Raw genomic sequence first — 22966 nt, 5'->3', positions numbered from 1 at the left:
AGGCTCCTTGTTCAGCGTCAGGCGTGTCTCGCGCGGTCCCCGCGCGGCTCAGCGCCCGCCTGCGCCCATGAGGCCGTTGATGAGCTGACGGCGGGCGAAGAGGTACACGACGAAGATCGGCACGATCGACAGCACGACCGCGGCGAGCAGGGCCGGGATGTCCACCCGGAACTGGCCCACGTAGTCGTAGAGGCCGAGGGTGAGCACCCGGCTCTCCCGGGACTGCGTGAGGATCAGCGGGAAGAGGAAGTTGTTCCAGGCCTGCAGCGCCGCGTAGACGCCGACCGTGGAGATCCCGCCGCGGGAGAGCGGGACGACGAGCTGGAGGAGGACGCGGGTCTGGCTCGCCCCCTCCAGCGCCATCGACTCGTACATCTCCTCCTCGATGTCCCGCATGGTGCCGGCCAGGATCAGCACGCAGACCGGCAGGCAGAACGCCGCCGTCGGCAGGATGATCGCCAGCAGGCTGTCGTACAGGTTCATCTGGGTGATCAGCAGGTAGATCGGGATGATCACCGCCTGGGCCGGGATGGCCAGGCCCAGCAGGAAGAACTGGAAGATCTTCTGCGAGGTGCGGCTGAGGGTCCGCACCACGGTGTAGCCGACGCCCACCGAGAGGACGACGACGATGGCCGCGGTGGCCACCGTGACGATCGCGGTGTTGAGCAGGTACGTGAAGAAGTCGCTCTCCAGCACCTTGCGGTAGTTGTCCAGCGTCAGGTTCGTGGGCAGGGCGAGCGAGCCCTCGTCGAAGTAGGCGTCGCGGTCCCGGAGGGTGGTGAGGACCAGGACGTACAGCGGCAGGCCGACGATGACCAGCCAGACGACGGAGGCGACGCCCGCCGGGATGTTCCACTTGCGGACGCTCCGGAGCCTGCCGCGCAGGCCCCGGTCGTTCCGCCGCTGAGGGGTCCGCGGGAGCGGCTCGGCGGGCCGGGGCTGCTGCTGCTCCGGCCGGGTTGCGGTCTTCACATCCCCTCCCGGGTGCTGCGCATGGCGCTGAAGCCGGAGATCCGGACCATCAGCAGGGAGATGGCGGTGGCGACCACGACGAGGACGGTGGCGATGGCGCTGGCGTAGCCCATGTCGTAGGCCTGGAAGCCGGTCTCGTACATCAGGTAGGGCACGATCGTGGTGTCCGTTCCCGGCCCGCCCTCGGTCAGGATGAGGACGGTGTCGAAGAAGGTCAGCGCGCCGACCACCATCAGCACCGAGGAGGTGACGATGGTGTTGCGCAGCTGCGGCAGGGTGATGGAGAAGAACTGCCGGACGGTTCCCGCCCCGTCGAGGGAGGCGGCCTCGTAGAAGGACTTGGGGATCTGCCGGGCGCCGCCCTGGTAGAGCAGGGTGTGGAACGGGATGAACTGCCAGGCGGCGACGAAGGCGACCGCGGCCATGGCGCCCTGCCCGGAGCCGAGCAGGTTTCCGTCCTCCAGGCCGAACCACGGGCCGATCTCGGAGATCAGGCCGAAGTTGGGGTCCAGCAGCGACTTCCACAGCAGCGCCAGGGCCACCGAGGACGCGAGCAGCGGCAGGAAGAAGATCGCGCTGAGAACGGCCCGGTTCTTCTGCCGCCCGGCCGACCACACCCCGAGCAGCAGGGCGATCGGCGTCTGGATCAGCCAGCTGGCCGCGGTGAGCACGACGCTCAGCCAGATGGCCTGCCGCATGGTGGGGTCGCTGAACAGGCGCTCCCAGTTGCCGGTGCCGCTCACCGAGGGGAAGGAGCCGAGGCCGTCCCAGCTGGTGAAGGAGAGGTAGACGACCAGGGCCATGGGGCCCACGGCGAACAGGACGAAGAACAACACGCCGGGAACCGCCCAGGCAATGCCCGGGCGGCCCACGCGCGGCGACGCGGTCGGTGCTGCTTGCTTCACTTGAGAGCCTTCATGGCGTCGACGAACTCTTCGGGGCTGAGCTGCTTGTTGAAGAGCTTCTGGATGTTGGTGAGCATCGGCGAGGCCTGCTGCGCCGGCAGGGCCTGGTCCCACGAGAGGGTGAAGGACGGGGCGTCGCGCACCATGTCGTACTGGTAGATGGCGTAGTCGGGGGCGTCGTGCCCGGCCACCAGGTCCTCGGAGTCCGAGGTGGTGGGGACGTCGCCGTTGTCGACCAGGGACTCGGCGTACCAGTCCTCGCTCGCGGTCTTGACGAACTCGATGGCCGCCTCGCGCTGCTTGCCCTTCAGCTTGGAGCTGATCGACCAGAAGTTGGTCGGGTTGCCGACCACGCTCTTGGGGTCGCCCTTGCCGTCGGGGAGCGAGGGGAAGGTGGTCCAGCCCAGGTGCTTCTCGGCGAACTCCGGCTGGTTGGCCTTCTGGTTGGAGAACTCCCAGCTGCCCATCAGGTGCATGGCGGCCTTGCCCTTGGCGAAGAGGGTGGAGGCGCCGTCGGCCGTGTAGTTGACCGACTTGTAGTTGTTGCCGAACGCGCCGCGGTCGACGAGGTCGCGGATGGTCTCGGCGGTCTTCAGGACGGCCGGGTCGCCCCAGGCCTTGGAGTCGCCGTCCTGGATGCGCTGGAAGACCTCGGAGCCGCCGATGCGGTCCAGCAGGTACTCGACCCACATCAGCTCGGTCCAGGCGTCGGTGCCGGCGAGCGCGAAGGGGGTGACGCCTTCCTTCTTGAAGGTGTCGATCAGCTTGAGGACGTCTTCCCAGGAGTTCGGCGGCTCGGCGCCGGCCTTCTCGAAGACCTCCTTGTTGTAGAAGAGGATCACCGGCTGCATGCCCCGCATGGGGACGCCGTAGTACTTCCCGTTGACCTTGCCCGCCTCGAGGATCGAGGGGATGAAGGACTCCTTGAATTCGGCGTCCTTCTCGAACTCGGGCGTGAGGTCGACCAGCATGTCCTTCTCGACGAAGTTGCTGATGCTGCCGCCGCCCCAGTTGAAGAAGACGTCCGGGGCGTTGGGGGTGCCCATGGCGCTGCGCATCTTGTCCTGGTAGCCCTCACCGGGCACCTCGACGAGCTTGGCCTTGACGTCCGAGTTCTTGTTGAAGCGCTCGACCGCGTCTCGCTGCACCTTGGTGGAGGCGTCCTGGTAGACCCAGACCTCCAGGGTGTCGGCCTTCGACTCGCCGGGGCCGCCGCTGCCGCAGGCGGTGAGCAGGGAGGCGGCCAGAGCGGCTGCCGTCACCGTGGCGGCGTGGCGCCGCCGGAACCCTCTACGGCCCGCCTTCGCAGAGCCCAGCACTGCTGTTCGCATCGCGCATACCTTCCGGAAGGAATCCGAAAATTATCGGTAGTGGTGTGGGGAACGTACGGATGCGCCATGCGTGTGTCAACGGGTCTGACAAAGAAACGGGAGGAGCGGGCCGGGATGTGATGTTCCCGTGACCTCCGGATGTCCGGCGGGACGCCCCGGGCTCAGGCCCGCGGGGGCGCCGTGCTGGCACGAACGACCAGCTCGGTGGCGAGTTCCACGCGCGGGGAGTCCACTTCCTCGCCCCGGGCCTGGCGCAGCACGGTACGGGCCGCCACCTTGCCCATCTCCACCAGCGGCTGACGCACCGTGGTCAGGGGCGGAGCGGACCAGCGCACTTCCGGAAGGTCGTCGAAACCGACGATGCTGACGTCCTCCGGCACCCGCATCCCGCGCCGCCGCAGCGCCTCGATGGCGCCCAGCGCCATCTGGTCGCTGGAGGCGAACAGCGCGGTGGGCGGCTCGTCCAGGTCCATCAGCCGGTTGCAGCCGGTGAAGCCGGACTCGTGGTAGAAGTCGCCGGGCACCATGAGCCGGTCGTCCACGGGCACGCCCGCCGCCTCCAGCGCGGCGCGGTAGCCGTCCAGCCGGGCACGGCTGCACAGCAGGCGCGGCGGGCCGGCGATGAAGCCGATCCGGCGGTGGCCGAGCCGGAGCAGGTGCTCGGTGGCCGCCATGCCGCCGGCCCAGTTGGTGGCTCCGACGGTCGGCGCGTCCAGGGCGAGCGACCCGGCCGGGTCCACCACGACCAGCGGCACGCCCAGCCGGTGGAGCTCCTCGTGCAGCACCGGCTCCAGGACCGAGGTCACCAGGATCACGCCGCCCGAGGCCCGGGCCCGCAGGTTGCGCATCCACTGCCGGGCCGAGCCGGCGCGGTCGTGGATCGCCGAGACCACCGTGCCGAAGCCGACCTCGTGCGTGGTCTCCTCCACCCCGCGGATGATCTCCACGGCCCACGGGCTGTCCAGGTCGTTGAAGACCAGGTCGATCAGGGCGGGACGGTCACCGGAGGAGGAGGTGCGGCGGCGGTACCCGTACTGCCGCAGCAGCTCCTCGACCCTGGCGCGGGTCGCGGGCGCGACGTCCGACCGGCCGTTGACCACGCGCGAGACGGTGGGGACCGAGACCCCGGCCTCCTGGGCGATCGCCGTGATCGTGACCTTCTGCTCCACCTTCGGCGCGATTCTCTGCTCGGCGACCCCGCCGGCCGTGCCCGCCGCGCTCTCCGTCATGCCGTCTGTCATGCCCTTGCTCCTCCACCGTTGACGGGCGTTCCCATCGGCTCTACCGTTCCCGGCGCACCCTCGAAACCTTCCAACAGTCTTCCGGAAAGTGTTCCGGGGCGTCGAGAGAGGGACACCCCAGCATGAGGTCACACCGTGTACGCACCGTACGTCGTTTAGCCAGGGCAGTCGTAGCCGCGTCCGCGGCGGCGGCCACCCTGGCCTTCGGTTTCGCCGGCACGAGTCAGGCGGCCGTACCCACCTTGAGGGAGGAGGCCGAGCCCACCGGCCGCTTCATCGGCACGGCGATCAACGACGGGCTGCTGAGCAACAGCACCTACCGGGGCATCGCCGCGACCGAGTTCAGCAGCGTCACGGCCGAGAACGCCATGAAGTGGGACGCGGTCGAGCCGCAGCGCGGCCAGTTCAACTGGGCCGGCGGCGACCGGCTGGTGCAGTTCGCCCAGCAGAACGACCAGCTCGTCTACGGCCACACCCTGGTCTGGCACAGCCAGATGCCCCAGTGGCTGCAGAACGGCTCGTTCTCCAACACCGAGCTGCGCACCATCATGACCGACCACGTCACCACCCAGGCCGGCCGCTACCGGGGCCAGGTCCAGCGCTGGGACGTGGTCAACGAGGCGTTCAACGAGGACGGCACCTTCCGGCAGAGCAAGTTCTACCAGCAGCTCGGCGAGTCCTACATCGCCGACGCCTTCCGGGCGGCCCGCGCCGCGGACCCGAACGCCAAGCTCTTCATCAACGACTACAACACCGAGGTCCGCAACGCCAAGAGCGACGGCCTGTTCCGGCTGGTGCAGCGGCTGAAGTCCCAGGGCGTGCCCATCGACGGGGTCGGCTTCCAGAGCCACCTGATCGTCGGCAACGTGAACGGCCCCGCGATCCAGCAGAACCTCCAGCGCTTCGCCGACCTGGGCCTGGAGGTCGCGATCACCGAGCTGGACATCCGGATGCGGACGCCCTCCGACAGCACCAAGCTCCAGCAGCAGGCCCGGGACTACCGGGCCGTGGCCGACGCCTGCCTGGCGGTCTCCGCCTGCTCCGGCATCACCGTCTGGGGCATCAGCGACCGCGACTCCTGGGTGCCGGGCACCTTCCCCGGCGAGGGCGACGCCTGCCCCTGGGACAGCGACTACCGGCCCAAGCCCGCCTACGAGGCGCTGAAGGCCGCCTTCGCCGATGCGGGCGGCGGCCCGGGTGACGGCCCGGACGACCCGGGTGACGAGCCGGACGAGCCGGACGAGCCGGACGACCCCAACGCCTGCACCGCCGTCTTCACCGTCTCCAACCGCTGGGCCACCGGCTCGGTCGTCTCCGTCACCGTCCGCACCACCCAGGCCCTGAACGGCTGGCGCGCGGAGTTCGAGCTCCCGGCGGGCGTGACCGTCGCCAACGGCTGGAACGGAAGCTTCTCCCAGAGCGGCAACCGCGTCACCGTGACCAACGCCGCGTACAACGGCACGGTCCAGGCCGGCGGGACGGTCTCCTTCGGTTTCCAGACCGGCGGAGGCTCGGCCCAGGACGGCACCGCCGTCAGCCTCGGCGGCCAGAGGTGCGCCGCGGGCTGACCCCCGGTCTCCCGGCCGGCGCGCCGACCGTCAGGGCAGGGCGGACGGTGCGCCGGACGGGGCCGCCCCGGTCGCGGCCCGCCCCACACGGGCCGCGGCCGGTTCAGCGGGTGCGGACGGCGTAGACGGGCACCGACACCCCGTCGTCGTCCAGACAGCGCCCCGTGGCCAGGTCGAACCGCTGCTTCAGCAGCGGCGACGCCACGAACGCCCGGCCGCCGGCCGAGCCCAGCAGCCCGCGCGAGAGGACGCAGGCGCCGGTGAACGGATCGCGGTTGCCGACGGCGTAGGTCCGGCCCGCCCGGTCCCGGAAGAGGGCGATCTGGCGGCCGTCGGGCAGCAGCGCCGCCACCCCCCGGCCGGGCAGCAGGTCGGACAGGGCGCACACCGCGGCCCAGTCGCCGCCGGCCCGCACCTCCACGCGCGGGTCGGCTGCCGCGGCGGTCGTGACGTCCTCGGAGGCGGTGACGGTCATCGGGAAAGGCTCCCTTCGGGAGTGCGGACGGGGATGTCCGGGCCGGACAGGATCGTCAGGTCGGGCCTGACCTGCTCGCGTTCGGGGACGAACCGCACCGAGGGGTCGGGCGTGCCCGGCGCGTTGACGAAGGACACGAAGCGCCGCAGCCGTTCGGGATCGTCCAGGGTCTCCGCCCACTCGTCCCGGTAGTTCGCCACGTGCCCGGCCATCAGCGCCTCCAGCTCGTCGCACAGCCCCAGCGAGTCGTGGACGACCACGTCCCGCACGTGGTCCAGGCCGCCCTCGATCCGCTCCAGCCAGGCCGCGGTGCGCTCCAGCCGGTCGGCGGTGCGGACGTAGAACATCAGGAAGCGGTCGATCAGCCGGACCAGTTCGGCGTCGGACAGGTCCTGGGCCAGCAGGTCGGCGTGGCGCGGGGTCGCGCCGCCGTTGCCGCCCACGTACAGGTTCCAGCCGTTGGCGGTGGCGATCACGCCGAAGTCCTTGCTCCGCGCCTCGGCGCACTCGCGCTGGCAGCCGGAGACCGCCGCCTTCAGCTTGTGCGGCGCCCGCAGGCCCCGGTAGCGCAGCTCCAGGTCGATGGCCATCCGCACCGAGTCCTGCACCCCGTAGCGGCACCAGGTGGAGCCCACGCACGACTTCACCGTGCGCAGCGCCTTGCCGTAGGCGTGGCCCGACTCGAAACCGGCGTCCACCAGCCGCGCCCAGATCGCCGGGAGCTGGTCCACGCGGGCGCCGAACAGGTCGATCCGCTGCCCGCCGGTGATCTTGGTGTAGAGGCCGAAGTCGCGGGCCACCTCGCCGATCACGATCAGCTTCTCGGGGGTGATCTCCCCGCCGGGAATGCGCGGCACGACCGAGTACGAGCCGTTGCGCTGGAGGTTGGCCAGGTGGTGGTCGTTGGTGTCCTGGAGCGCGGCCTGCTCGCCGTCCAGGATGTAGCCGCCGGCGCCCAGCACCGGGGCGAGCGAGGCGATGACCGAGGCGACGGCCGGCTTGCAGATCTCGCAGCCGTCGCCGCCGCGGGCCTCCTCGCGGCCGTGGCCGTCCAGCAGCTCGGCGAAGGTGGTGAGCCGCCGGGTGCGGACGATCTCGTACAGCTCGCCGCGGGTGTGGGAGAAGCAGCCGCACAGGCCCTTGTCGACGGTGACGCCCCCCGCCTCCAGCTCGGCGTCGACCAGCGCGGTGAGCACCTTCACGCAGCTTCCGCAGCCGGTGCCCGCCCGGGTGCACTTCTTCACCTCGGGCACGGTGGTGCACGCGTGGTCGGCGACGGCCGCCCGGACGGTCCCCTTGGTGACGTTGTGGCAGCTGCAGATCACCGCGTCGTCCGGCAGCGCGGCCGGCCCCAGTGCCGCCGGCGCCCCGGCCCCGGCGGGCAGGACGAGCTGCTCGGGGGCGACCGGCGGGACGCCGCCGGTCATCGGGCGCAGCGTGCCGTACGCCTCGGCGTCGCCGACCAGCACCCCGCCCAGCAGGGTGCCGTCGGGGGCGACCACCAGCTTCTTGTAGACGCCGGCGCGCGAGTCGGAGTAGACGACGTCCAGGCAGCCCTCGGTCCTCCCGTGCGCGTCGCCGAAGGAGGCGACGTCCACGCCCAGCAGCTTGAGCTTGGTGGAGGTGTCGGCGCCGGTGAAGGACGCCCCCGCGCCGCCGGCGATCGTCTCCGCCGCCACCGCGGCCATCTCGTAGCCGGGCGCGACCAGTCCGTACACCGTGCCGTCGGCGGCCCTCGCGCACTCGCCGATGGCGTACACGGCCGGGTCGGAGGTGCGGCACCTCTCGTCGACGGCGATGCCGCCGCGCTCGCCGACCTCCAGCCCGCAGTCGCGGGCGAGCCGGTCGCGGGGCCGCACGCCCGCCGAGAAGACCACCAGGTCGGTGGCGATCACCGAGCCGTCCGAGAGCGTCATCGCGGTGACGGCCCCGCTTTCGTCCGCGGTGATCTCCTGCCCGCCGACGCCGGTGTGGACGATCAGCCCCATCCCCTCGACGGTCCGGCGCAGCGCCGCGCCGCCGCCCTCGTCGACCTGGAGGGACATCAGCCGCGGGTTGAACTCCACGATGTGGGTCTCCAGCCCCAGCCCGTCGAGCGCCCCGGCCGCCTCCAGGCCGAGCAGGCCGCCGCCGACGACGGTGCCGACCCGGCTGCCGCGCGCGTACTCCTCGATGGCGAGCAGGTCCTCCACCGTGCGGTAGACGAAGCAGCCGGTGCTGTCGTGGCCCGGTACGGGCGGTACGAACGGGTACGAGCCGGTGGCCAGCACCAGCGTGTCGTAGCCGATCTCCAGCCCGGCGCGCGAGGTGACGGTGCGCGCCTCGCGGTCGACCGAGACGGCCGGGTCGCCCACGTGCAGCTCGATGCCGTGCCTCGCCATGAAGCCCTCGTCCACCAGGGACAGCTCCTCGGGGGAGGTGCCGGAGAAGTACGAGGTGAGGTGGACGCGGTCGTACGCGGGCCGCGGCTCCTCGCACAGCACGACCACCCGGGCCCGCCCGGTGACCCCCCGGTCCGCGAGCTCCTCCAGGAACCGCTGGCCGACCATCCCGTGTCCGACGAGCACGATCGTGGGGTGTGGCGTTCGGGGCATGTCTACAGGCCTCCATCGTCGGTGATCAGGTGGAGCAGCGGGGCGGAGGGCAGCGGTTCGTCGTCCTCCCAGGTGCGGGCGAGCGTGCCGACGGCGCCGAGGTCGCCCAGGAGGATCCCGCCGGCGAGCCGGCCGCCGCGGACGACGACCTTGCGGTAGAGGCCGCGCGTGGCGTCGGCGAGGCGGACGACGTCGTCCTCCGGCCGGGGCACGGTCTCGCCGAACGCGGCGAGGTCCAGCGTCCGGCCCGGTCCGCCGGCGGGCGGGGCGAGGGTGAGCCGGGTCAGCGCCCGGGTGCCGGCGTACGCGGCGCCGTCCGCCCCCAGCAGGACGCGGGCCAGCGCGTCGGCCTGGTCCTGGGCGGCGCCCGCCAGGCCGTAGACCGTCCCGCGGTGCTCGGCGCAGTCGCCGACGGCGTGGATCCGGGGATCGGAGGTGCGCAGCCCGTCGTCGACGACGATCCCCTCGCGGACCTCCAGCCCGGCCGCCCGGGCGAGCCCGGTCCGCGGCCGTACGCCGCAGGCCAGCACGGCGACCTCGGCCTCCAGCCGGTAGCCGTCGGCGAGTTCGACCGCGCGGACGGCCCGCCCGCCGGTCCCGCCGGTCCGGGTCTCCAGCCCGCGCACCCGGCACTCGGTGTGGACCTCCACGCCCAGGCCCTCCAGGTGGTCGCGGAGCAGCGCCGAGGCGCGGGCGTCCAGCCGGCCCTCCATCAGGTGCTCGCCCTGGTGGGCGAGGACGGTGCGGACGCCGCGCCCGGCCAGCGCGCGGGCGGCGGAGACCCCCAGGAGGCCGCCGCCGACCACGACCGCCCGCGTCCCGGGGAGGGCCTCCGCCATCAGGGCCCGGCAGTCGGACAGGGTGCGGAAGGGGTGGACGCCCCGGGGCAGTTCGCGTCCGCCCGGGGCGGCGCCGGGCGGGCCGCCGCCGGACAGGCCGCGCAGCGGCGGCAGCACCGGGTTGGCGCCGGTGGCCAGCACCAGGGTGTCGTACGGCACCGAGGAGCCGTCGTCGCAGAGCACCTGCCGCCCGGCCCGGTCCAGGCGGACCGCCCGCACCCCCCGCAGCCAGCGGGCGGCGGGCGGCAGGGGGAGGGCCGTCACCTCCGGCCCGTACCGTCCGGCCAGCACCTCGGCCAGCAGCACCCGGTTGTACGGCGCGTACGGCTCCTCGCCGACGACCGTCAGGTCCACGGCGGCGCCGGCGGCGGACAGCTGCCCGGCGAGCCGCGCGGCGGCCATCCCGCCGCCGATCACCACCACACGTGTCGTCGAGGTCATGCGGGCAGCGTGCCGCGCCGCTGTTTCCCTCCGGCATCCCGGCTGTTTCCCCCGGGCAACGCCGCCCTCAGCGCGCACCGGCCCGGGGTGTGAGCCCCGGACGACGGCGCGGCCCGGGCGGGATCAGGCCGGTTCGGGGGCCGGCGGCGCGCACGGCGCGGACGGGCACGGCACGGACGCGCACGGCACGGCGGAGGCGGTCCGCCGCGCGGCCGGCCGGACGGGCAGCGCCGCCAGGCGCCTGGCCCAGGGCGACGACGCCCACACCAACTCCTCCTGGGGCACGGAGAGTTCCATGTCCGGCAGGTGGTTCCGGAGGACCTCCACGGCCGTCCGCACGATCAGCCGGGCCTGCGCCTGGGCCGGGCAGGCGTGCGGGCCCGCGCCGAACGCCGTGTGCGCCCGGTTCCCCGGCACCGGCCGCCCGCCCCGGGGCAGCGCCCGGGGGTCCGTGTTGGCGGCGGCCAGCCCCAGGACGAGCATGTCCCCGGCCCGGACGTCCTGCCCGCCCAGGAGCAGGTCGCGGGTGGCGTAGCGGGCGGGGAGGTGCTGGACGGGAGGGAACCGCCACAGCACCAGGTCGAGGACGTCGTCCACGGTGAGGCGCCCGTCGTCCAGGGAGGACCGCACGGCGGAGTCGGTCAGCAGGACGTGGAGGGCGGAGGCGATCCAGTCCCTGGTCGTCTGGTGGGCGATCCCGGCCGTCAGCGCCACGCTGTGCAGCACCTCCTCGTCGGTCAGCGCGGCGGGGTGCGCCAGCAGCAGGGAGACGACGTCGGCGCCCGGCCGTCCGCGCTTCTCCGCGATCAGCGCGCCCAGGAGGCGCTCCAGGCGGCGGACGGCGTCGGGGGAGTCCGCGCTGACCGCGGCGGCGCCGGCGGCGGCCTCGGCCACCTGCCAGCCGGTCCGCTCGTCCGCGCCCAGCAGCAGGGCGAGGACCGACAGCGGCAGCCTGCGCGCGTAGTGCGCCACCAGGTCGACCTCGCGCCGCCCGGCGAAGGAGCCGGCCAGCCGCTCGGCCGCGGCCCGCACCGCGCGGCCCAGTTCGTGCCCGCCGAACCGGGCCAGCGCGCCGGTGACGGCCGCCCGCATCCGCGGGTGCCGCCGCCCGCCGGCGGGCGGCGGAGCCGGGCGCAGGCCGAGGGACGCCAGCAGCGGTGAGCCGGCCGGGACGAGACCCTCGCGCAGCAGGTTCCAGCACCGCGGGTCGCGGCCGAAGTCCCGCTCGTTCCGGGCCAGCAGCAGCACCTCCCGGTAGCCCAGGACGAGCCAGGCGTGGAGGTCCGGGGCGAGGGCCACGGGGGCGACCGGACCGTATTCGGCCCGCAGCCGCTCGTACAGCGCGTGCAGGCCGTTCCCGCCGGGGCCCGGCGCGTACAGCGGGACGGGACGGCGGCGGCCCGGCGGCGGTCCGGCCGGAGGCAGGCGGTGGGGGATGGCGATCATGGCGTGGCTCCGGGGGGGGGGAGAGAGGCGACGCGGTGGGCGAGGTCCGCACCCGGAGACAACGCCCTTCCGGCGTGTGAGGTCAATCTCCTTGTCTGAAAAGCGGGTTGGGATACCCCTGACGAGTGACCGCGGTATTGCGCGGAGCGCTTCCACCTGATCGGCGGGCCCGCCCGCCGGGCTCGGTCGGCCAGGGCCCGCCCCGGATCCCGCCCGCGCGGCCCGGGGAAGCGCGGGCCGGGGGTGAACGCGGCGTCCGGCCCGGCCTTGACCGCACTCGCCACCTCGCGCAGGGCGCCGTGGCACCAGATGGCGCCGTGCGGCTCCCCGGCCCCGACGCCGTACGCGTCGGCACCGGCCGCCCGGCACAGGGCCGGCGCGCGGCGGACGTGGAAGTCCCGGCTCACCGGCGGGGCGCGCTCGACGCCGAAGATCCGGCGGGCCCGGGAGCGGGAGTCCCAGGTGTCGAAGCCCGCGTGGTCGCCGACCGCGTCCCCGGCGGGAACGCCGCGCCGCACCGGACAGGCGCGCATCGCGCCCGTCCCGCCGTAGTCGCGGCGGCTGTTGTCACCGGCCACCGGCACCGCGCGCACCGCAGGTGACGTCCCGCGGCGTGCCGGGGCCGCCCGGCTACCGTGGACCGGCAGGACCGGCAGGACCGGCAGGACCGGCAGGACCGGCAGGACCGGCAGGACGGGCAGGACCGGCAGGACGGGCGACAGGGACGAGACGAGGAGCGGCGGCGATGACGGAGACGACGCGGGCGGTGCGGACGGCGGGCGTCCTGACCGTGCTGACCACCACCGACACCCCCGAGAAGGCCGACGCGCTGGCCCGCGGCGCGGTGGAGGCCCGCCTCGCGGCGTGCGCGCAGGTGACCGGGCCGGTGACCTCGGTGTACCGGTGGGAGGGCGCCGTGCAGTCCGAGCGCGAGTGGCAGGTGCTGCTGAAGACGACGGCGGACCGCTACGACGCCCTGGAGGCGCACCTGCGCGCGGCCCACGACTACGACACCCCGGAGATCATCGCCACCCCCGTCGTCCGGGGCGGCGCGGACTACCTGGCGTGGGTCGCCGCGGAGGTGCGCGAGGCGGACGGCGGGGAGGCGGGGAGCGACTGACCGCGGCGCGCGGCGGCGTCCTCCCCGGAGGCGCTCCGCGGTCCGCCCGCCGCCGCGCTCACCCCGCCTCCGGCGTCCCCGGCGCGGCTGTGCCGCCGGAGCCGCCGTCCCCGGCGCGCTCCACCCGGACCGCGCACACCTTGAACTCCGGCATCCGCGAGACGGGGTCCAGGGCCGGATTGGTCAGGGAGTTGGCGCGGCCCGCGCCCGGCCAGTGGAACGGCATGAAGACGGTGTCCGGGCGGATGCCGGCGGTGATCCGGGCCGGGGCCACCGCCCGGCCCCGCCGCGAGACCACCGCGACCGGCTCGCCCCCGGCCACCCCCAGCCTCCCGGCCAGCCGCGGGTGGAGCTCGACGAAGGGGCCGGGCGCGGCGTCGTTCAGCTCCGCCACCCGGCGGGTCTGGGCGCCCGACTGGTACTGGGCCGGCACCCGGCCCGTGGTGAGCAGCAGCGGGTACTCCGCGTCCGGCTCCTCCGCCGGGGGCCGGTGGGCGACGGGCACGAAGCGGGCCCGGCCGTCGTCGGTGGCGAAGCGGTCCAGGAACAGGCGCGGGGTGCCGGGGTGCGGGCCGGGGGAGCCGTCCCCCGCGGGGACGTCCGGGCACGGCCAGAAGACGCCGTCCTCCTCGGCGATGCGCCGGTAGGTGATGCCGGAGTAGTCCGCCCGGCCGCCGGCCGAGGCCCGGCGGAGCTCGCCGAAGACCTCCTCCGGGTCCGTGGGGAAGCCCCTCTCCCAGCCCAGCCGGGCGGCGAGCGCGTTCAGCACCTCCAGATCGGTGCGCACCCCGGGCGGGGCGTCCACGGCCTTGCGGCGCAGCAGCACCCGGCCCTCCAGGCTGGTCGTCGTGCCCGTCTCCTCCGCCCACTGCGCCACCGGCAGCACCACGTCGGCCAGCTTGGCCGTCTCGGAGAGCACCACGTCGCACACCGCGAGGAAGTCCAGCGAGGCGATCCGCTCCTCCACATGGGCGGCGCGCGGCGCGGAGACCACCGGGTTGGAGCCCGTCAGCAGCAGGGCGCGCACGTCGCGGCCGAGCGCGTCCAGCAGCTCGTACGCGCTGCGCCCCGGCCCCGGCAGCACGTCCGGGTCCACGCCCCACACCCGGGCCACGTGCTCGCGCGCGGCCGGGTCGTCCAGCCGGCGGTAACCGGGGAGCTGGTCGGCCTTCTGGCCGTGCTCGCGCCCGCCCTGGCCGTTGCCCTGGCCGGTCAGGCAGCCGTAGCCGGACAGCGGGCGGCCCGCCCGGCCGGTGGCCAGGCACAGGTTGATCCAGGCGCCGACGGTGTCGGTGCCCTTCGACTGCTGCTCGGGACCGCGCGCGGTGAGCACCATCGAGGCGGGCGCGTCGCAGAACATCGCGACCGCCTCCCGCAGCCGCGGCACCGGCACCCCGGTGATCCGCTCCACCAGCTCCGGCCAGTGCGCCATCGCCGCGGCGCGCGCCTCGGGCCAGCCGGTGGTGCGGGCCGCCACGAACTCCTCGTCCACCCGCCCCTCGGCCACCACCAGGTGCAGCATGCCCAGGGCGAGGGCCAGGTCGGTGCCCGGACGCGGGGCCAGGTGGAGGTCGGCCTGCTCGGCGGTCCGGGTGCGCCGGGGGTCGACGACGACCAGTTTCCCGCCCCTCTCGCGCAGCTCGGCGAAGTACCGCAGGGCGGGCGGCATGGTGTCGGCGGGATTGGCGCCCACCAGGATCACGCAGCCGGTGCGGGGGATGTCCGCCAGCGGGAACGGCAGGCCCCGGTCCAGACCGAACGCCCTGTTCAGGGCGGCGGCGGCCGAGGACATGCAGAACCGCCCGTTGTAGTCGATCTGCGAGGTGCCCAGCACCAGACGGGCGAACTTGCCCAGCGCGTACGCCTTCTCGTTCGTCAGCCCGCCCCCGCCGAACACCCCGACCGCGTCCGGCCCGTGCGCGGCCCGCACCTCCGACAGGCCCCGGGCGACGCGGTCCAGGGCCTCCTCCCAGGACGCCGGCTCCAGCGGCCCGCCGGGGCGGCGGCGGACCAGGGGCCCGGTCAGCCGCACCCGGGAGGACAGCAGGGCGGGCGCGGTGCGGCCCTTGCCGCACAGGGCGCCGCGGTTGACGTCGAACGCGGTGCGCCCGACCGCCTCCACACCGCCCGCCGCGCCGTCCGCGGCCGGCCGCAGCGCCATGCCGCACTGCAGGGCGCAGTAGGGGCAGTGGGTTTCCACGGACGCCGCGGGGGAACCGGGGGCCGGACCGGCGGGCGGGGCAGTCGTCGCGCTCATGCCGCACAGCGTGCGCGGCGCGTGTTACGCCCCGCGCCCCCGCGGGTTACGGGAGGGGCACACCGGCCTCCTCCCGGCCCGGGGCGCGGCGTGAGCCGTCCGCAACCGGACGACACGGCCGCGCAACGGCGGGGCAACCGGCGCCCGCCACACTCGCCCCCATGACTCCCTCCCTCCTGCCCGGCCCCGCGCCCGTCCTGGTCGCGGTCGCCCACGGCTCCCGCGACCCCGAGGCGCTGCGCACCGTCACCGCGCTGCTGGCGCTCGTCCGGTCGCTGCGGCCCGGACTGCGGGCGGAACTGGGGCACGTCGAACTGAACGAGCCCCTGCTCACGGACGCCCTGGACGCGCTGCCGCCCGGCGAGACCGTCCTGGTCCCGCTGCTGTTCGGCCGCGGCCACCACGTCAAGCACGACCTGCCGCGGGCCGCTGCCGCCGCCCGGCACCTGCGGACGCGGATCGCCGCCCCGCTGGGCCCGCACCCCCTGCTCGCCGACGCCCTCGCCGCGCGCCTGGCGGAGACCGGCTGGACCGCCTCCCGCACCGGCGGCGTGGTGCTGGCCGCCGCCGGCTCCCGCGACCCGGAGTCCGCCGTGGACGCCGGGCGGACGGCCGCCCTGCTCTCCGCCCGCCTCGGCGGCACCCCCGTCGTCCCCGCCTACGCCTCGGCCGCCGCGCCGACCGTTCCCGAGGCGGTGGCCGCCCTGCGGGCCGCGGGCCGCCACCGCACCGCCGTCGCCTCGTACTTCACCGCCCCCGGCCTCTTCGCCGCCCGGTGCGCGCGGGCCGTCCCCGGCCTGCCCGCCGCCCGGCCGCTCGGCGCGCACCCGGCCCTGGCCCGCCTGGTGCTGCACCGCTACGACGAGGCCCGCGCCGCCTCCCTTCCCGGCCGCCTGAGCGTCGCGGCCCGCGCCTCGTGACCCCCGGACGCCGCAGCGGCCCCCGGATGTCGCAGGGCACGCGTACGGTCGGTGTGTGGACGGCGGACACGGCGATGCGTACGGCATGGACGAGACCCTGCACGAGACCGGGCACGAGACCGCGCACTACGACGCGGCGGCACTCGAACGCTGGGTGCCCGAGCCCGACAAACGCCCCGGCCGGACGGCCTTCCAGCGCGACCGGGCACGGGTGCTCCACTCCGCCGCGCTCCGGCGGCTGGCGGGCAAGACCCAGGTCGTCGCCCCCGGCGGAGCCGCGCAGGCGTGGGACGCCACCCCCCGCACGAGGCTGACGCACTCCCTGGAGTGCGCCCAGGTCGGCCGGGAGCTGGGCGACGCGCTCGGCTGCGACCCGGACCTGGTGGAGACCGCCTGCCTCGCCCACGACCTGGGCCATCCGCCCTTCGGGCACCACGGCGAACGGGTGCTGGACGAGATCGCCGCGCCCTGCGGCGGCTTCGAGGGCAACGCCCAGTCGCTGCGGCTGCTGTCCCGGCTGGAGCCGAAGCGGTTCGCCGAGGAGCGGACCGGGGACGGCGTCCGGCCGGTCAGCGTCGGCCTCAACCTCACCCGCGCCGCGCTGGACGCCGCCACCAAGTACCCCTGGCCGCGCGGCGGCCACCCGGACGACCCCGCCTCGAAGAAGTTCGGCGTCTACGAGGACGACCTGCCGGTCTTCGAGTGGTTCCGGCGCGGCGCCCCCGGGCGCCGGCGGTGCTTCGAGGCGCAGGTCATGGACTGGTCCGACGACGTCGCCTACTCCGTCCACGACCTGGAGGACGGCCTCCACGCCGGGCACCTCGACCCCAACCTCCTGCTGGCCGAGCCCGAGCGCCGCGAGGTGCTTGCCGTCGCCGCCCGCCGCTACGCGCCGCCCGGCACCGAGGAGGCCGAACTGGCCGAGGCCCTCGACCGGCTGCTGGACCAGGAGTGGTGGCCGCACGGCTACGACGGGACGGCCGTCGCCCAGGCCCGGCTGAAGGACGCCACCAGCCAGCTCATCGGCCGCTTCTGCCTGGCCGCCGAGGGCGCCACCCGGGAGGTGTACGGTCCGGGCCGCCTCACCCGCTACGCCGCCCGCCTGGTGGTGCCGCGCGGAACACGGCTGGAGTGCGACGTGCTCAAGGCCGTCGCCGCCCGGTACGTCATGCAGCGCCCCGACCAGGAGCGGCTGCGCCGCGAGCAGCGCGCCGTCCTCCTCGAACTGGCGGACGCGCTGACCGCCCGCGCCCCGGCCGGCCTGGACCCCCAGTTCCGCGCGCTGTTCGCGGCGGCCGGCACCGACGCGGACCGGCTGCGGGTGGTCGTCGACCAGATCGCCTCCCTCACCGACGCCTCGGCCCGCCGCCTCCACGCCCGCCTCACCGGCACCGGCACCACGGTCGTCGACACCGGCGCGGGGTGAGCCGGACGCGGCCGGCGGTCACACGCGCGGCACCGGTCCGGAAGGGGTCCCGGTCCGACCGCGAACGGGGCGAGTCCCCACGGCCCCCGGGGCCCGGCGCCACCCGATCGCCCGACGGGTCCCGGGGCCGGCCACGCACCGGACCGGAGGACGGCGGCGGGCGACAACCACCCCAACGCCCCAACTGCGGTGGCAGACGGGACGGCGGGCGGATTGCATCGGGGGTGAGGCCCCACCGGGCCCGACCTTCTGCCAGTTCTTCGGAAAGGCACACCGTCCATGCGACGTATCACCACAACGCTGGGCTCCCTCGCCGCGGCGGCTCTGATGACCCTCTCCGTTCCCACCTCCGCGTCCGCGGCGGAGGGACTCCTCGTCCTCGGGGACAGGTCCTTCCAGAACCCGAGCGGCTGCTACGCCCTCCTCGGGGACCGGGGCGGCCGCGCCGTGACCCTCGAGGAAGGCGCCGCCGCCGACATCGCCGCCCAGCTGCCGGCCGACACCCCCGCCGGCACCGCCACCGACACACCCGCCACCACCACTCCCGCCACCACCCCCACCGGCGGCGGGAACGACGACGGACGCGGCGGCGACGGACGCGGCCGCGAGACGACGGTCGGCAACTACACCAACCGGGCGGCCCTGATCTTCGAGGGCGACTACTGCACCGGGTACGCGGTGGACACCGTCTACCCGGGCGAGCACGTCGAGGTGGAGGGCCGGAGTCTCTTCATCCGGTAACCCCTCCCACCGCGTGTCACCCCACGCACCGCACCCGCCGGGCACCGCGCCCGGCGGGTGTGCGGCGCCCTGGGAACGGCCCTCGGCGGGAGCCCGGCCGCACGGCGGGGCCGGGCGTCAGGAGAGGGCGTGCCCGGTGGTGCTGTCCACGTGGGAGGGGATCTCGCCCTCGTGGCGGTCGCCGGTCGAGGCCGTGCCGGTGGGTTCGAACATCAGGATCGACCCTCCCGGCGAGGACGGCTTGTGCTCGGTGCCGCGCGGCACGACGAAGACGTCCCCCTTGTTCAGCACGACGGTGGACTCGACGCCGTCGGCGTCGCGCAGGGCGATGTCGAACCGGCCGTCGAGGACGAGGAAGAACTCGTCGGTGTCCTCGTGGACGTGCCAGACGTGCTCCCCCTCGGCGTGGGCGATCCGCACGTCGTAGTCGTTGACGCGGGTGACGATCCGCGGGCTGTAGACGTCCGTGAAGGAGGCCAGCGCCTCGGTCAGGTTCACGGGCCGCGCGGGCCGCTGTGCGGGTTCGGTGTCCATAGGGCCGATTCTGGCCCGAGCCGCGCCGGGTGTCCCGGCCTTTTCCGGGCATGATCGCCGCGGGCCCGCCCGCACCGTGGGACGCCCGTATCCGTTGCCCGGTACACGCACCGGTTCCGCGGAGCCGTACCGGAAGCCGGCGGGGACCGCTAGCCTGCCCGGATGTTCGCGGAACTGACGGACCCCCTGTGGAACGGGGACCCCGAGCCCCTGCGTGCCTGGCTGGACCGCCGGGGAGTGGACACCCGGAGCCTGTGGCGTCTGCCGCGCTGGAACACCGAGCCCATCCGGGACGGCGTGCCCTCCGGCAGGCGGCCGCCGGACCGCCTGGCCCAGGCGGCGGCGGAGGTGTCGGCACAGCTGCCGAAGGTGACGGACGAGCCGGGCGGCGTGCCCCTGCTGCTGCTCTACCTGGTCCACGAGGTGGCGGAGGCGTGGGAGACCTCCTACCACTTCAGCCTGCTCTGGGACACGCTGCGGGGCGCACGCGGCTGTGTCCGCGACCACTGGACGCCCCGGCACCCCGCGGACGGGACGGCGGCGGACGCGGCGCTCCGCCTGATGGACACCCTGGACGCCAGGATCACGGCGGAGAACGCGATGGCCAGCGGCCTGTTCACCGCGCTGGCCGAGGCCACCGACAGCGCCGTGGCGCACGCCCGGGAGGCGGCCGCGCTGGCCGCGGAGCTCCCCGCGGAGTACGCGGGCGTACGGGAGTACGTGACGCGGGTGGCCGACAGGGACACCGCCCACGGCACCGCGACGGCCCTCGCGGCACGCGCGGCCGAGGCGTTCCTGCGGGACGGAACCCCGCCGGACTCCGCGATCGAGGCGCTGGCCGCGGCGGAGGACGACGACCGGATCGACCGGAGGCACCGCAGCGAACTCCGCGCCCACCGGTTCAGCCTCGCCGCCCTGAGCCGCGACGCCGGCAGGGACTGGCTGCGGCTGGACCGGGGCACGGTGGTGTACCTGTACCCGTTCTCCCTGCGGGGCGTCAGCCCCGAGGAGGCCGTCGAGTGCGCCGTACGGGAGGCGGCCGGGTGGCGTCTCGCGGGGGCCGGAGCCGTCCAGGTCCACCACTCCCTGGACCTGGACGACGTCTGGGACGGGGCGGACTCGCTCGGCCGCCGCTACGAGGGGGCCTCCGTCCACCTGCCGGAGGTGGCCGTCCGAGGCCTCGACGGAGCGGAACTGGCGAGGCTCAGGGCCGAGATCAGGTTCTCCCGGCTCGGCAACCACTGCGTCCGCTTCGAGACGGAGGCCGAGGACCTCTCCCCGGCCGGCCTCCACGCGCTGATGTTCCGGGCCGCGCCCGAACACGGCGCGGGACGCGTGGTGTTCTCGGGCGGCGCCGGGGACGGCGGCGCCGGGGCGGCGCACTGGCCGCGCCTGTCGGACCTCGCCCTGCAACTCGCCCTGGACACCGCGGAAGGACTGCGCGCGGCCGACGGGTTCGACCGGGTGAGGGCCGTCGCCCGGCCCGGCATGTTCCACGTGGTCGTCTCGGTCGACGAGGCGTCGGTGGTCCCGGGCCCGCGCGCGGACCCCTCCTCCGCCCGCCGCGAGGTGACGACTCCCGAGGAGCTCGCCGCCGCCGCGGGGGCGCAGGTGCTCACCAGCCCGGTCCCCAACTTCACGGGGGCGGTGGCCGAGTGGAGCCGTTACGTCACCGGCGAGGCCCTGTCGTCGGACTTCGTGAACGTGACCGGGAACCGGGTGCTGACCACCTGCAACACCACGGTGCTGGTCGGGTTCGGGACCGCCGACTTCGTCATGAAGGGGGACAGGGCCATGGCGGAGTTCGCCGCCTCCCTGGAGGGGCTCTTCGCCGGCTGGTCCGACGAACTGGCCGACCACTACCGGAAGATCAGGGAGCTGCAGGCGAGGGTGGCCGGGGACGGCCGGTCGTCGGCCGGCGCCGACGTCCTGGCGGACCTGTCGAGGGAGCTGGACGCGGAGAAGATCCGTCTGGACGAGTTCGCGATACAGGCCAGGTCGACCATGGCGCTCATCCGCTCCCCGTCCCTGCTCTCCTCGCCGGTCGCGGCCCACACCCTGGAGCGGATGCTGGACGCCTCCGGCTACCCGAAGCGGGTGGACGAGCTCGTGCACCGCATCGAGGAGGTGGCGCACGAGCAGCTCGGCGTGGTCGTCGACAAGATCGCCGGGCAGCGCAGGGAGCAGGAGAGCCGGGCGGAGGCGGAGGCGGAACGCCGGCGCAGGAACAGGCTGGACACCCTGCTCGCGGTGATCGCGGCGATCGGCATCTCCGGTCTCGGCCAGATCTTCCAGTCCGGCTACGAGGTGAAGGACTGGGGCGCATGGGGGATCATCGTGGTGGTCCTCACGCTGGCGGTCGTGGCGGGATGGGTGTTCCGCCGGGTGACGGACGAGAGGACGGACGGAGGGGCGTAGGCCCGTGGGCTGAGGAGGCGGCGGTGCGGGTACGGGACGTCGCCGACGGTGATCCGCTGCTGGCGCGCGTCTACGACGACCTGCTCGTCCCGTCGTTCCCGGCCGACGAGATGGAGACCCTGGAGTGGCTCCGCACCCGGCTGGCAGAGGGGACCGCGGTGGTGACCGCCGCCGTGGAGGCCGACGGCACGCCGGTGGCGGCGGCCGTCGGGGAGTGGGACCCCGGCAGCCGGGTCCTGCTGCTGTCCTACCTGACCGTCCGCCCCGGGCTGCGCTCGAAGGGCCTGGGGAGCCTCCTGCTGGAGGAGGTCGCCGGGGCGTGGCAGGAGCGCTTCCGCCCGCTGCTGACGCTCGCCGAGGTGGAGCACCCGCTGGCGCACAAGGCGGACCGGGCGTACGGGGACCCGGCCGCCCGGCTGCGCTTCTACGCCCGCCACGGCGCGCGCGCCCTGGACCTCCCGTACTTCCAGCCGGCGCTGCGGCCCGGAGCCGGCCGCGTCCACGGGATGCTGCTGCTGGTGCTCGCCCGGGCGGCCGGCGGCGGGGGACGGGAGGAGGGCACGGTCGCCCCCGGGCCGGTCCGCGCGTTCGTCGAGGACTACCTGCTGTCCGAGGGGGAGGCGGAGCCGGACGGGGCGGTGCGGCGGCTGAGGGAGGGCCTGGCGCGCCCCGGCGGCATCCGGCTGCTGCCCCTGGACCCCCCCGAAGCGCTGCCGCTGTCCACCCCTGACGGGATCTGACGCCGGCGGTCAGCGGCCGCCCCCCGGCTCCCGTGCCGCCAGGTCGGCGACGACGGCGGCGTGGTCGGAGGGCCATACGCCGTCCACGGGGGCGTCGCCCGCGCGCCGCACGGACAGCACACGGCCGGCGCCGCCGGGGCCGGGCGGGCCGACGCGGATGTAGTCGACCCGGTCGCCGGGGCCCTCGGCGGCGCGGGACCCGGCGATGTCCCGGGTGGCCGACGGCTCCCGGGGGTCGGCGTGGTCCCAGGCGTCCAGGAGGACCTGGCCGGGGACGGCGGGAGGCGTCCCGCGGCCGCCCAGCAGCCGGATCTCGTCGGAGTCCGGCCGGGCGTTGAAGTCGCCGGTGACCACCGGAGGGAAGCCGGTCCGGCCGCGGCGGGCCGCGACCAGCCCGGCGACGGCGGCCACCTGCTCGCGGCGCACGGCGGAGGCGTGGCGGGCCGAGGTCAGGTGGGCGGTGAAGAACGGCACCCGGTGGGCGGGCGCGTCGACCAGCGCGTACAAGGCCATGCGCCCGTCGTCCAGGTCCCGCGGCGCGGGCAGCCGGACCGCCTCGTGGGCGGCCACGGGCCAGCGGCTGAGCACGGCGAGGCCGATGTCGGCCGCCGGGTCGCCCAGGCGCTCCCGCCATCTCCCGGGCCTGTCCGAGGGGGCCCAGACCCAGTGCATGCCGAGTTCCCCCGCGAGCCACTCCGCGAGGTTCTCCCCGGGATCGGCCCACACCTCCTGGAGCCCGACGATGTCGGGCTCCAGGTCGCGCAGCACGGTGAGGACGGCCTTCCGCCGCTCCTGCCACGGACCGAACCGCCACCACACGTTCCACGTCAGCACACGCATTTGCCGCCCGTCCCTTTCCCGTCCCGCCGGAATCTCCGCGTCCGTCGCCCGGTACCCGGGGGAGGTGACGCGCAACGGCCCGGCGGGGGAACGGCCGGCGAACCCTGCCCCGCCGGGGCCGCTCCCGGTGGCGGACGGCACCGTTCAGGAAAGTCGGA

General features: G+C 74.9%; 19 protein-coding genes. 7 read left to right on the top strand and 12 right to left on the bottom strand.

Annotated features, from left to right (window positions below):
* Nucleotides 1-48: 48 nt before the first annotated feature.
* From ABD358_RS05080 to ABD358_RS05065, 4 genes are all read right to left on the bottom strand, one after another.
* Nucleotides 49-972: a carbohydrate ABC transporter permease gene (locus tag ABD358_RS05080; protein ID WP_425576246.1), complete on the bottom strand. Its 924-nt coding sequence runs from the start codon at nucleotides 970-972 to the stop codon at nucleotides 49-51.
* On the bottom strand, nucleotides 969-1877 hold the full coding sequence (locus tag ABD358_RS05075) for a carbohydrate ABC transporter permease (protein WP_344629617.1): 909 nt from the start codon (nucleotides 1875-1877) through the stop codon (nucleotides 969-971). The genes ABD358_RS05080 and ABD358_RS05075 overlap by 4 nt, the downstream gene beginning before the upstream one ends.
* Nucleotides 1874-3208: an extracellular solute-binding protein gene (locus ABD358_RS05070; protein ID WP_425576245.1), complete on the bottom strand. Its 1335-nt coding sequence runs from the start codon at nucleotides 3206-3208 to the stop codon at nucleotides 1874-1876. Before ABD358_RS05070 ends, ABD358_RS05075 begins: the two co-directional genes overlap by 4 nt.
* A 161-nt stretch (nucleotides 3209-3369) precedes the next feature.
* Entirely contained in the window at nucleotides 3370-4437 is a 1068-nt protein-coding gene (locus ABD358_RS05065) for a LacI family DNA-binding transcriptional regulator (RefSeq protein WP_425576262.1), read from the bottom strand.
* Between the two features lie 254 nt (nucleotides 4438-4691).
* Between ABD358_RS05065 and ABD358_RS05060 the strand changes: the two genes are divergently transcribed.
* Nucleotides 4692-6017: a glycoside hydrolase family 10 protein gene (locus ABD358_RS05060; RefSeq protein ID WP_344629614.1), complete on the top strand. Its 1326-nt coding sequence runs from the start codon at nucleotides 4692-4694 to the stop codon at nucleotides 6015-6017.
* A 103-nt stretch (nucleotides 6018-6120) separates the two neighbouring features.
* Here ABD358_RS05060 and nirD read toward each other — a convergent pair whose 3' ends face one another.
* From nirD to ABD358_RS05035, 5 genes are all read right to left on the bottom strand, one after another.
* Nucleotides 6121-6492, bottom strand: a complete 372-nt coding sequence (gene nirD / locus ABD358_RS05055; protein WP_344629613.1) for a nitrite reductase small subunit NirD — start codon at nucleotides 6490-6492, stop codon at nucleotides 6121-6123.
* Entirely contained in the window at nucleotides 6489-9086 is a 2598-nt protein-coding gene (gene nirB / locus ABD358_RS05050) for a nitrite reductase large subunit NirB (protein ID WP_344629612.1), read from the bottom strand. Before nirB ends, nirD begins: the two co-directional genes overlap by 4 nt.
* A 2-nt stretch (nucleotides 9087-9088) precedes the next feature.
* On the bottom strand, nucleotides 9089-10366 hold the full coding sequence (locus tag ABD358_RS05045) for an NAD(P)/FAD-dependent oxidoreductase (protein WP_344629611.1): 1278 nt from the start codon (nucleotides 10364-10366) through the stop codon (nucleotides 9089-9091).
* Nucleotides 10367-10489: 123 nt separating this feature from the next.
* Nucleotides 10490-11812, bottom strand: a complete 1323-nt coding sequence (locus ABD358_RS05040; RefSeq protein WP_344629610.1) for a cytochrome P450 family protein — start codon at nucleotides 11810-11812, stop codon at nucleotides 10490-10492.
* On the bottom strand, nucleotides 11809-12390 hold the full coding sequence (locus ABD358_RS05035) for a SanA/YdcF family protein (RefSeq protein WP_344629609.1): 582 nt from the start codon (nucleotides 12388-12390) through the stop codon (nucleotides 11809-11811). Before ABD358_RS05035 ends, ABD358_RS05040 begins: the two co-directional genes overlap by 4 nt.
* A 167-nt stretch (nucleotides 12391-12557) precedes the next feature.
* Between ABD358_RS05035 and cutA the strand changes: the two genes are divergently transcribed.
* Nucleotides 12558-12932: a divalent-cation tolerance protein CutA gene (gene cutA, locus ABD358_RS05030; RefSeq protein ID WP_344629608.1), complete on the top strand. Its 375-nt coding sequence runs from the start codon at nucleotides 12558-12560 to the stop codon at nucleotides 12930-12932.
* Between the two features lie 58 nt (nucleotides 12933-12990).
* Here cutA and ABD358_RS05025 read toward each other — a convergent pair whose 3' ends face one another.
* Nucleotides 12991-15189, bottom strand: a complete 2199-nt coding sequence (locus tag ABD358_RS05025; protein WP_344629607.1) for a molybdopterin oxidoreductase family protein — start codon at nucleotides 15187-15189, stop codon at nucleotides 12991-12993.
* Nucleotides 15190-15350: 161 nt separating this feature from the next.
* On the opposite strand from ABD358_RS05025, the gene ABD358_RS05020 reads away from it, so the two are divergent.
* From ABD358_RS05020 to ABD358_RS05010, 3 genes are all read left to right on the top strand, one after another.
* A complete protein-coding gene (locus ABD358_RS05020) occupies nucleotides 15351-16109 on the top strand; it encodes a sirohydrochlorin chelatase (protein WP_344629606.1) in 759 nt (252 codons plus the stop codon).
* A gap of 85 nt (nucleotides 16110-16194) precedes the next feature.
* Complete coding sequence (locus ABD358_RS05015; RefSeq protein WP_344629796.1) at nucleotides 16195-17535, top strand: deoxyguanosinetriphosphate triphosphohydrolase; 1341 nt, start codon at nucleotides 16195-16197, stop codon at nucleotides 17533-17535.
* Nucleotides 17536-17814: 279 nt separating this feature from the next.
* The gene (locus ABD358_RS05010) at nucleotides 17815-18276 is read left to right on the top strand and encodes a hypothetical protein (RefSeq protein WP_344629605.1); all 462 of its coding nucleotides are present in this window, start codon (nucleotides 17815-17817) and stop codon (nucleotides 18274-18276) included.
* Between the two features lie 117 nt (nucleotides 18277-18393).
* Here ABD358_RS05010 and ABD358_RS05005 read toward each other — a convergent pair whose 3' ends face one another.
* The gene (locus ABD358_RS05005) at nucleotides 18394-18810 is read right to left on the bottom strand and encodes a cupin domain-containing protein (RefSeq protein WP_344629604.1); all 417 of its coding nucleotides are present in this window, start codon (nucleotides 18808-18810) and stop codon (nucleotides 18394-18396) included.
* Nucleotides 18811-18972: 162 nt separating this feature from the next.
* Here ABD358_RS05005 and ABD358_RS05000 point away from each other — a divergent pair, with 162 nt between their 5' ends.
* Entirely contained in the window at nucleotides 18973-21228 is a 2256-nt protein-coding gene (locus ABD358_RS05000) for a hypothetical protein (RefSeq protein ID WP_344629603.1), read from the top strand.
* 23 nt (nucleotides 21229-21251) lie between these two features.
* Nucleotides 21252-21968, top strand: a complete 717-nt coding sequence (locus ABD358_RS04995; protein ID WP_344629602.1) for a GNAT family N-acetyltransferase — start codon at nucleotides 21252-21254, stop codon at nucleotides 21966-21968.
* A gap of 9 nt (nucleotides 21969-21977) precedes the next feature.
* On the opposite strand, the gene ABD358_RS04990 is transcribed toward ABD358_RS04995, so the two are convergent.
* On the bottom strand, nucleotides 21978-22808 hold the full coding sequence (locus tag ABD358_RS04990; protein ID WP_344629601.1) for an endonuclease/exonuclease/phosphatase family protein: 831 nt from the start codon (nucleotides 22806-22808) through the stop codon (nucleotides 21978-21980).
* Nucleotides 22809-22966: the final 158 nt, after the last annotated feature.

Source organism: Streptomyces glaucosporus (assembly GCF_039533345.1).
GTDB classification, from domain to species: domain Bacteria; phylum Actinomycetota; class Actinomycetes; order Streptomycetales; family Streptomycetaceae; genus Streptomyces; species Streptomyces glaucosporus.
The sequence above is the reverse complement of the archived record's forward strand: the minus strand, read 5'-3'. Positions and strand labels throughout refer to the sequence as shown.

Bases quoted from the DNA above. Each gene is read 5' to 3' on its own strand.
- ABD358_RS05020 (WP_344629606.1), top strand. From the start codon at position 15,351: ATGACTCCCTCCCTCCTGCCCGGCCCCGCGCCCGTCCTGGTCGCGGTC.
- ABD358_RS05065 (WP_425576262.1), bottom strand. From the start codon at position 4,437: ATGACGGAGAGCGCGGCGGGCACGGCCGGCGGGGTCGCCGAGCAGAGA.
- ABD358_RS05005 (WP_344629604.1), bottom strand. From the start codon at position 18,810: ATGGACACCGAACCCGCACAGCGGCCCGCGCGGCCCGTGAACCTGACC.
- ABD358_RS05015 (WP_344629796.1), top strand. From the start codon at position 16,195: ATGGACGAGACCCTGCACGAGACCGGGCACGAGACCGCGCACTACGAC.
- nirB (WP_344629612.1), bottom strand. From the start codon at position 9,086: ATGCCCCGAACGCCACACCCCACGATCGTGCTCGTCGGACACGGGATG.
- ABD358_RS04990 (WP_344629601.1), bottom strand. From the start codon at position 22,808: ATGCGTGTGCTGACGTGGAACGTGTGGTGGCGGTTCGGTCCGTGGCAG.
- nirD (WP_344629613.1), bottom strand. From the start codon at position 6,492: ATGACCGTCACCGCCTCCGAGGACGTCACGACCGCCGCGGCAGCCGAC.
- ABD358_RS05070 (WP_425576245.1), bottom strand. From the start codon at position 3,208: ATGCGAACAGCAGTGCTGGGCTCTGCGAAGGCGGGCCGTAGAGGGTTC.
- ABD358_RS05010 (WP_344629605.1), top strand. From the start codon at position 17,815: ATGCGACGTATCACCACAACGCTGGGCTCCCTCGCCGCGGCGGCTCTG.
- ABD358_RS05045 (WP_344629611.1), bottom strand. From the start codon at position 10,366: ATGACCTCGACGACACGTGTGGTGGTGATCGGCGGCGGGATGGCCGCC.
- cutA (WP_344629608.1), top strand. From the start codon at position 12,558: ATGACGGAGACGACGCGGGCGGTGCGGACGGCGGGCGTCCTGACCGTG.
- ABD358_RS05025 (WP_344629607.1), bottom strand. From the start codon at position 15,189: ATGAGCGCGACGACTGCCCCGCCCGCCGGTCCGGCCCCCGGTTCCCCC.
- ABD358_RS05040 (WP_344629610.1), bottom strand. From the start codon at position 11,812: ATGATCGCCATCCCCCACCGCCTGCCTCCGGCCGGACCGCCGCCGGGC.
- ABD358_RS05000 (WP_344629603.1), top strand. From the start codon at position 18,973: ATGTTCGCGGAACTGACGGACCCCCTGTGGAACGGGGACCCCGAGCCC.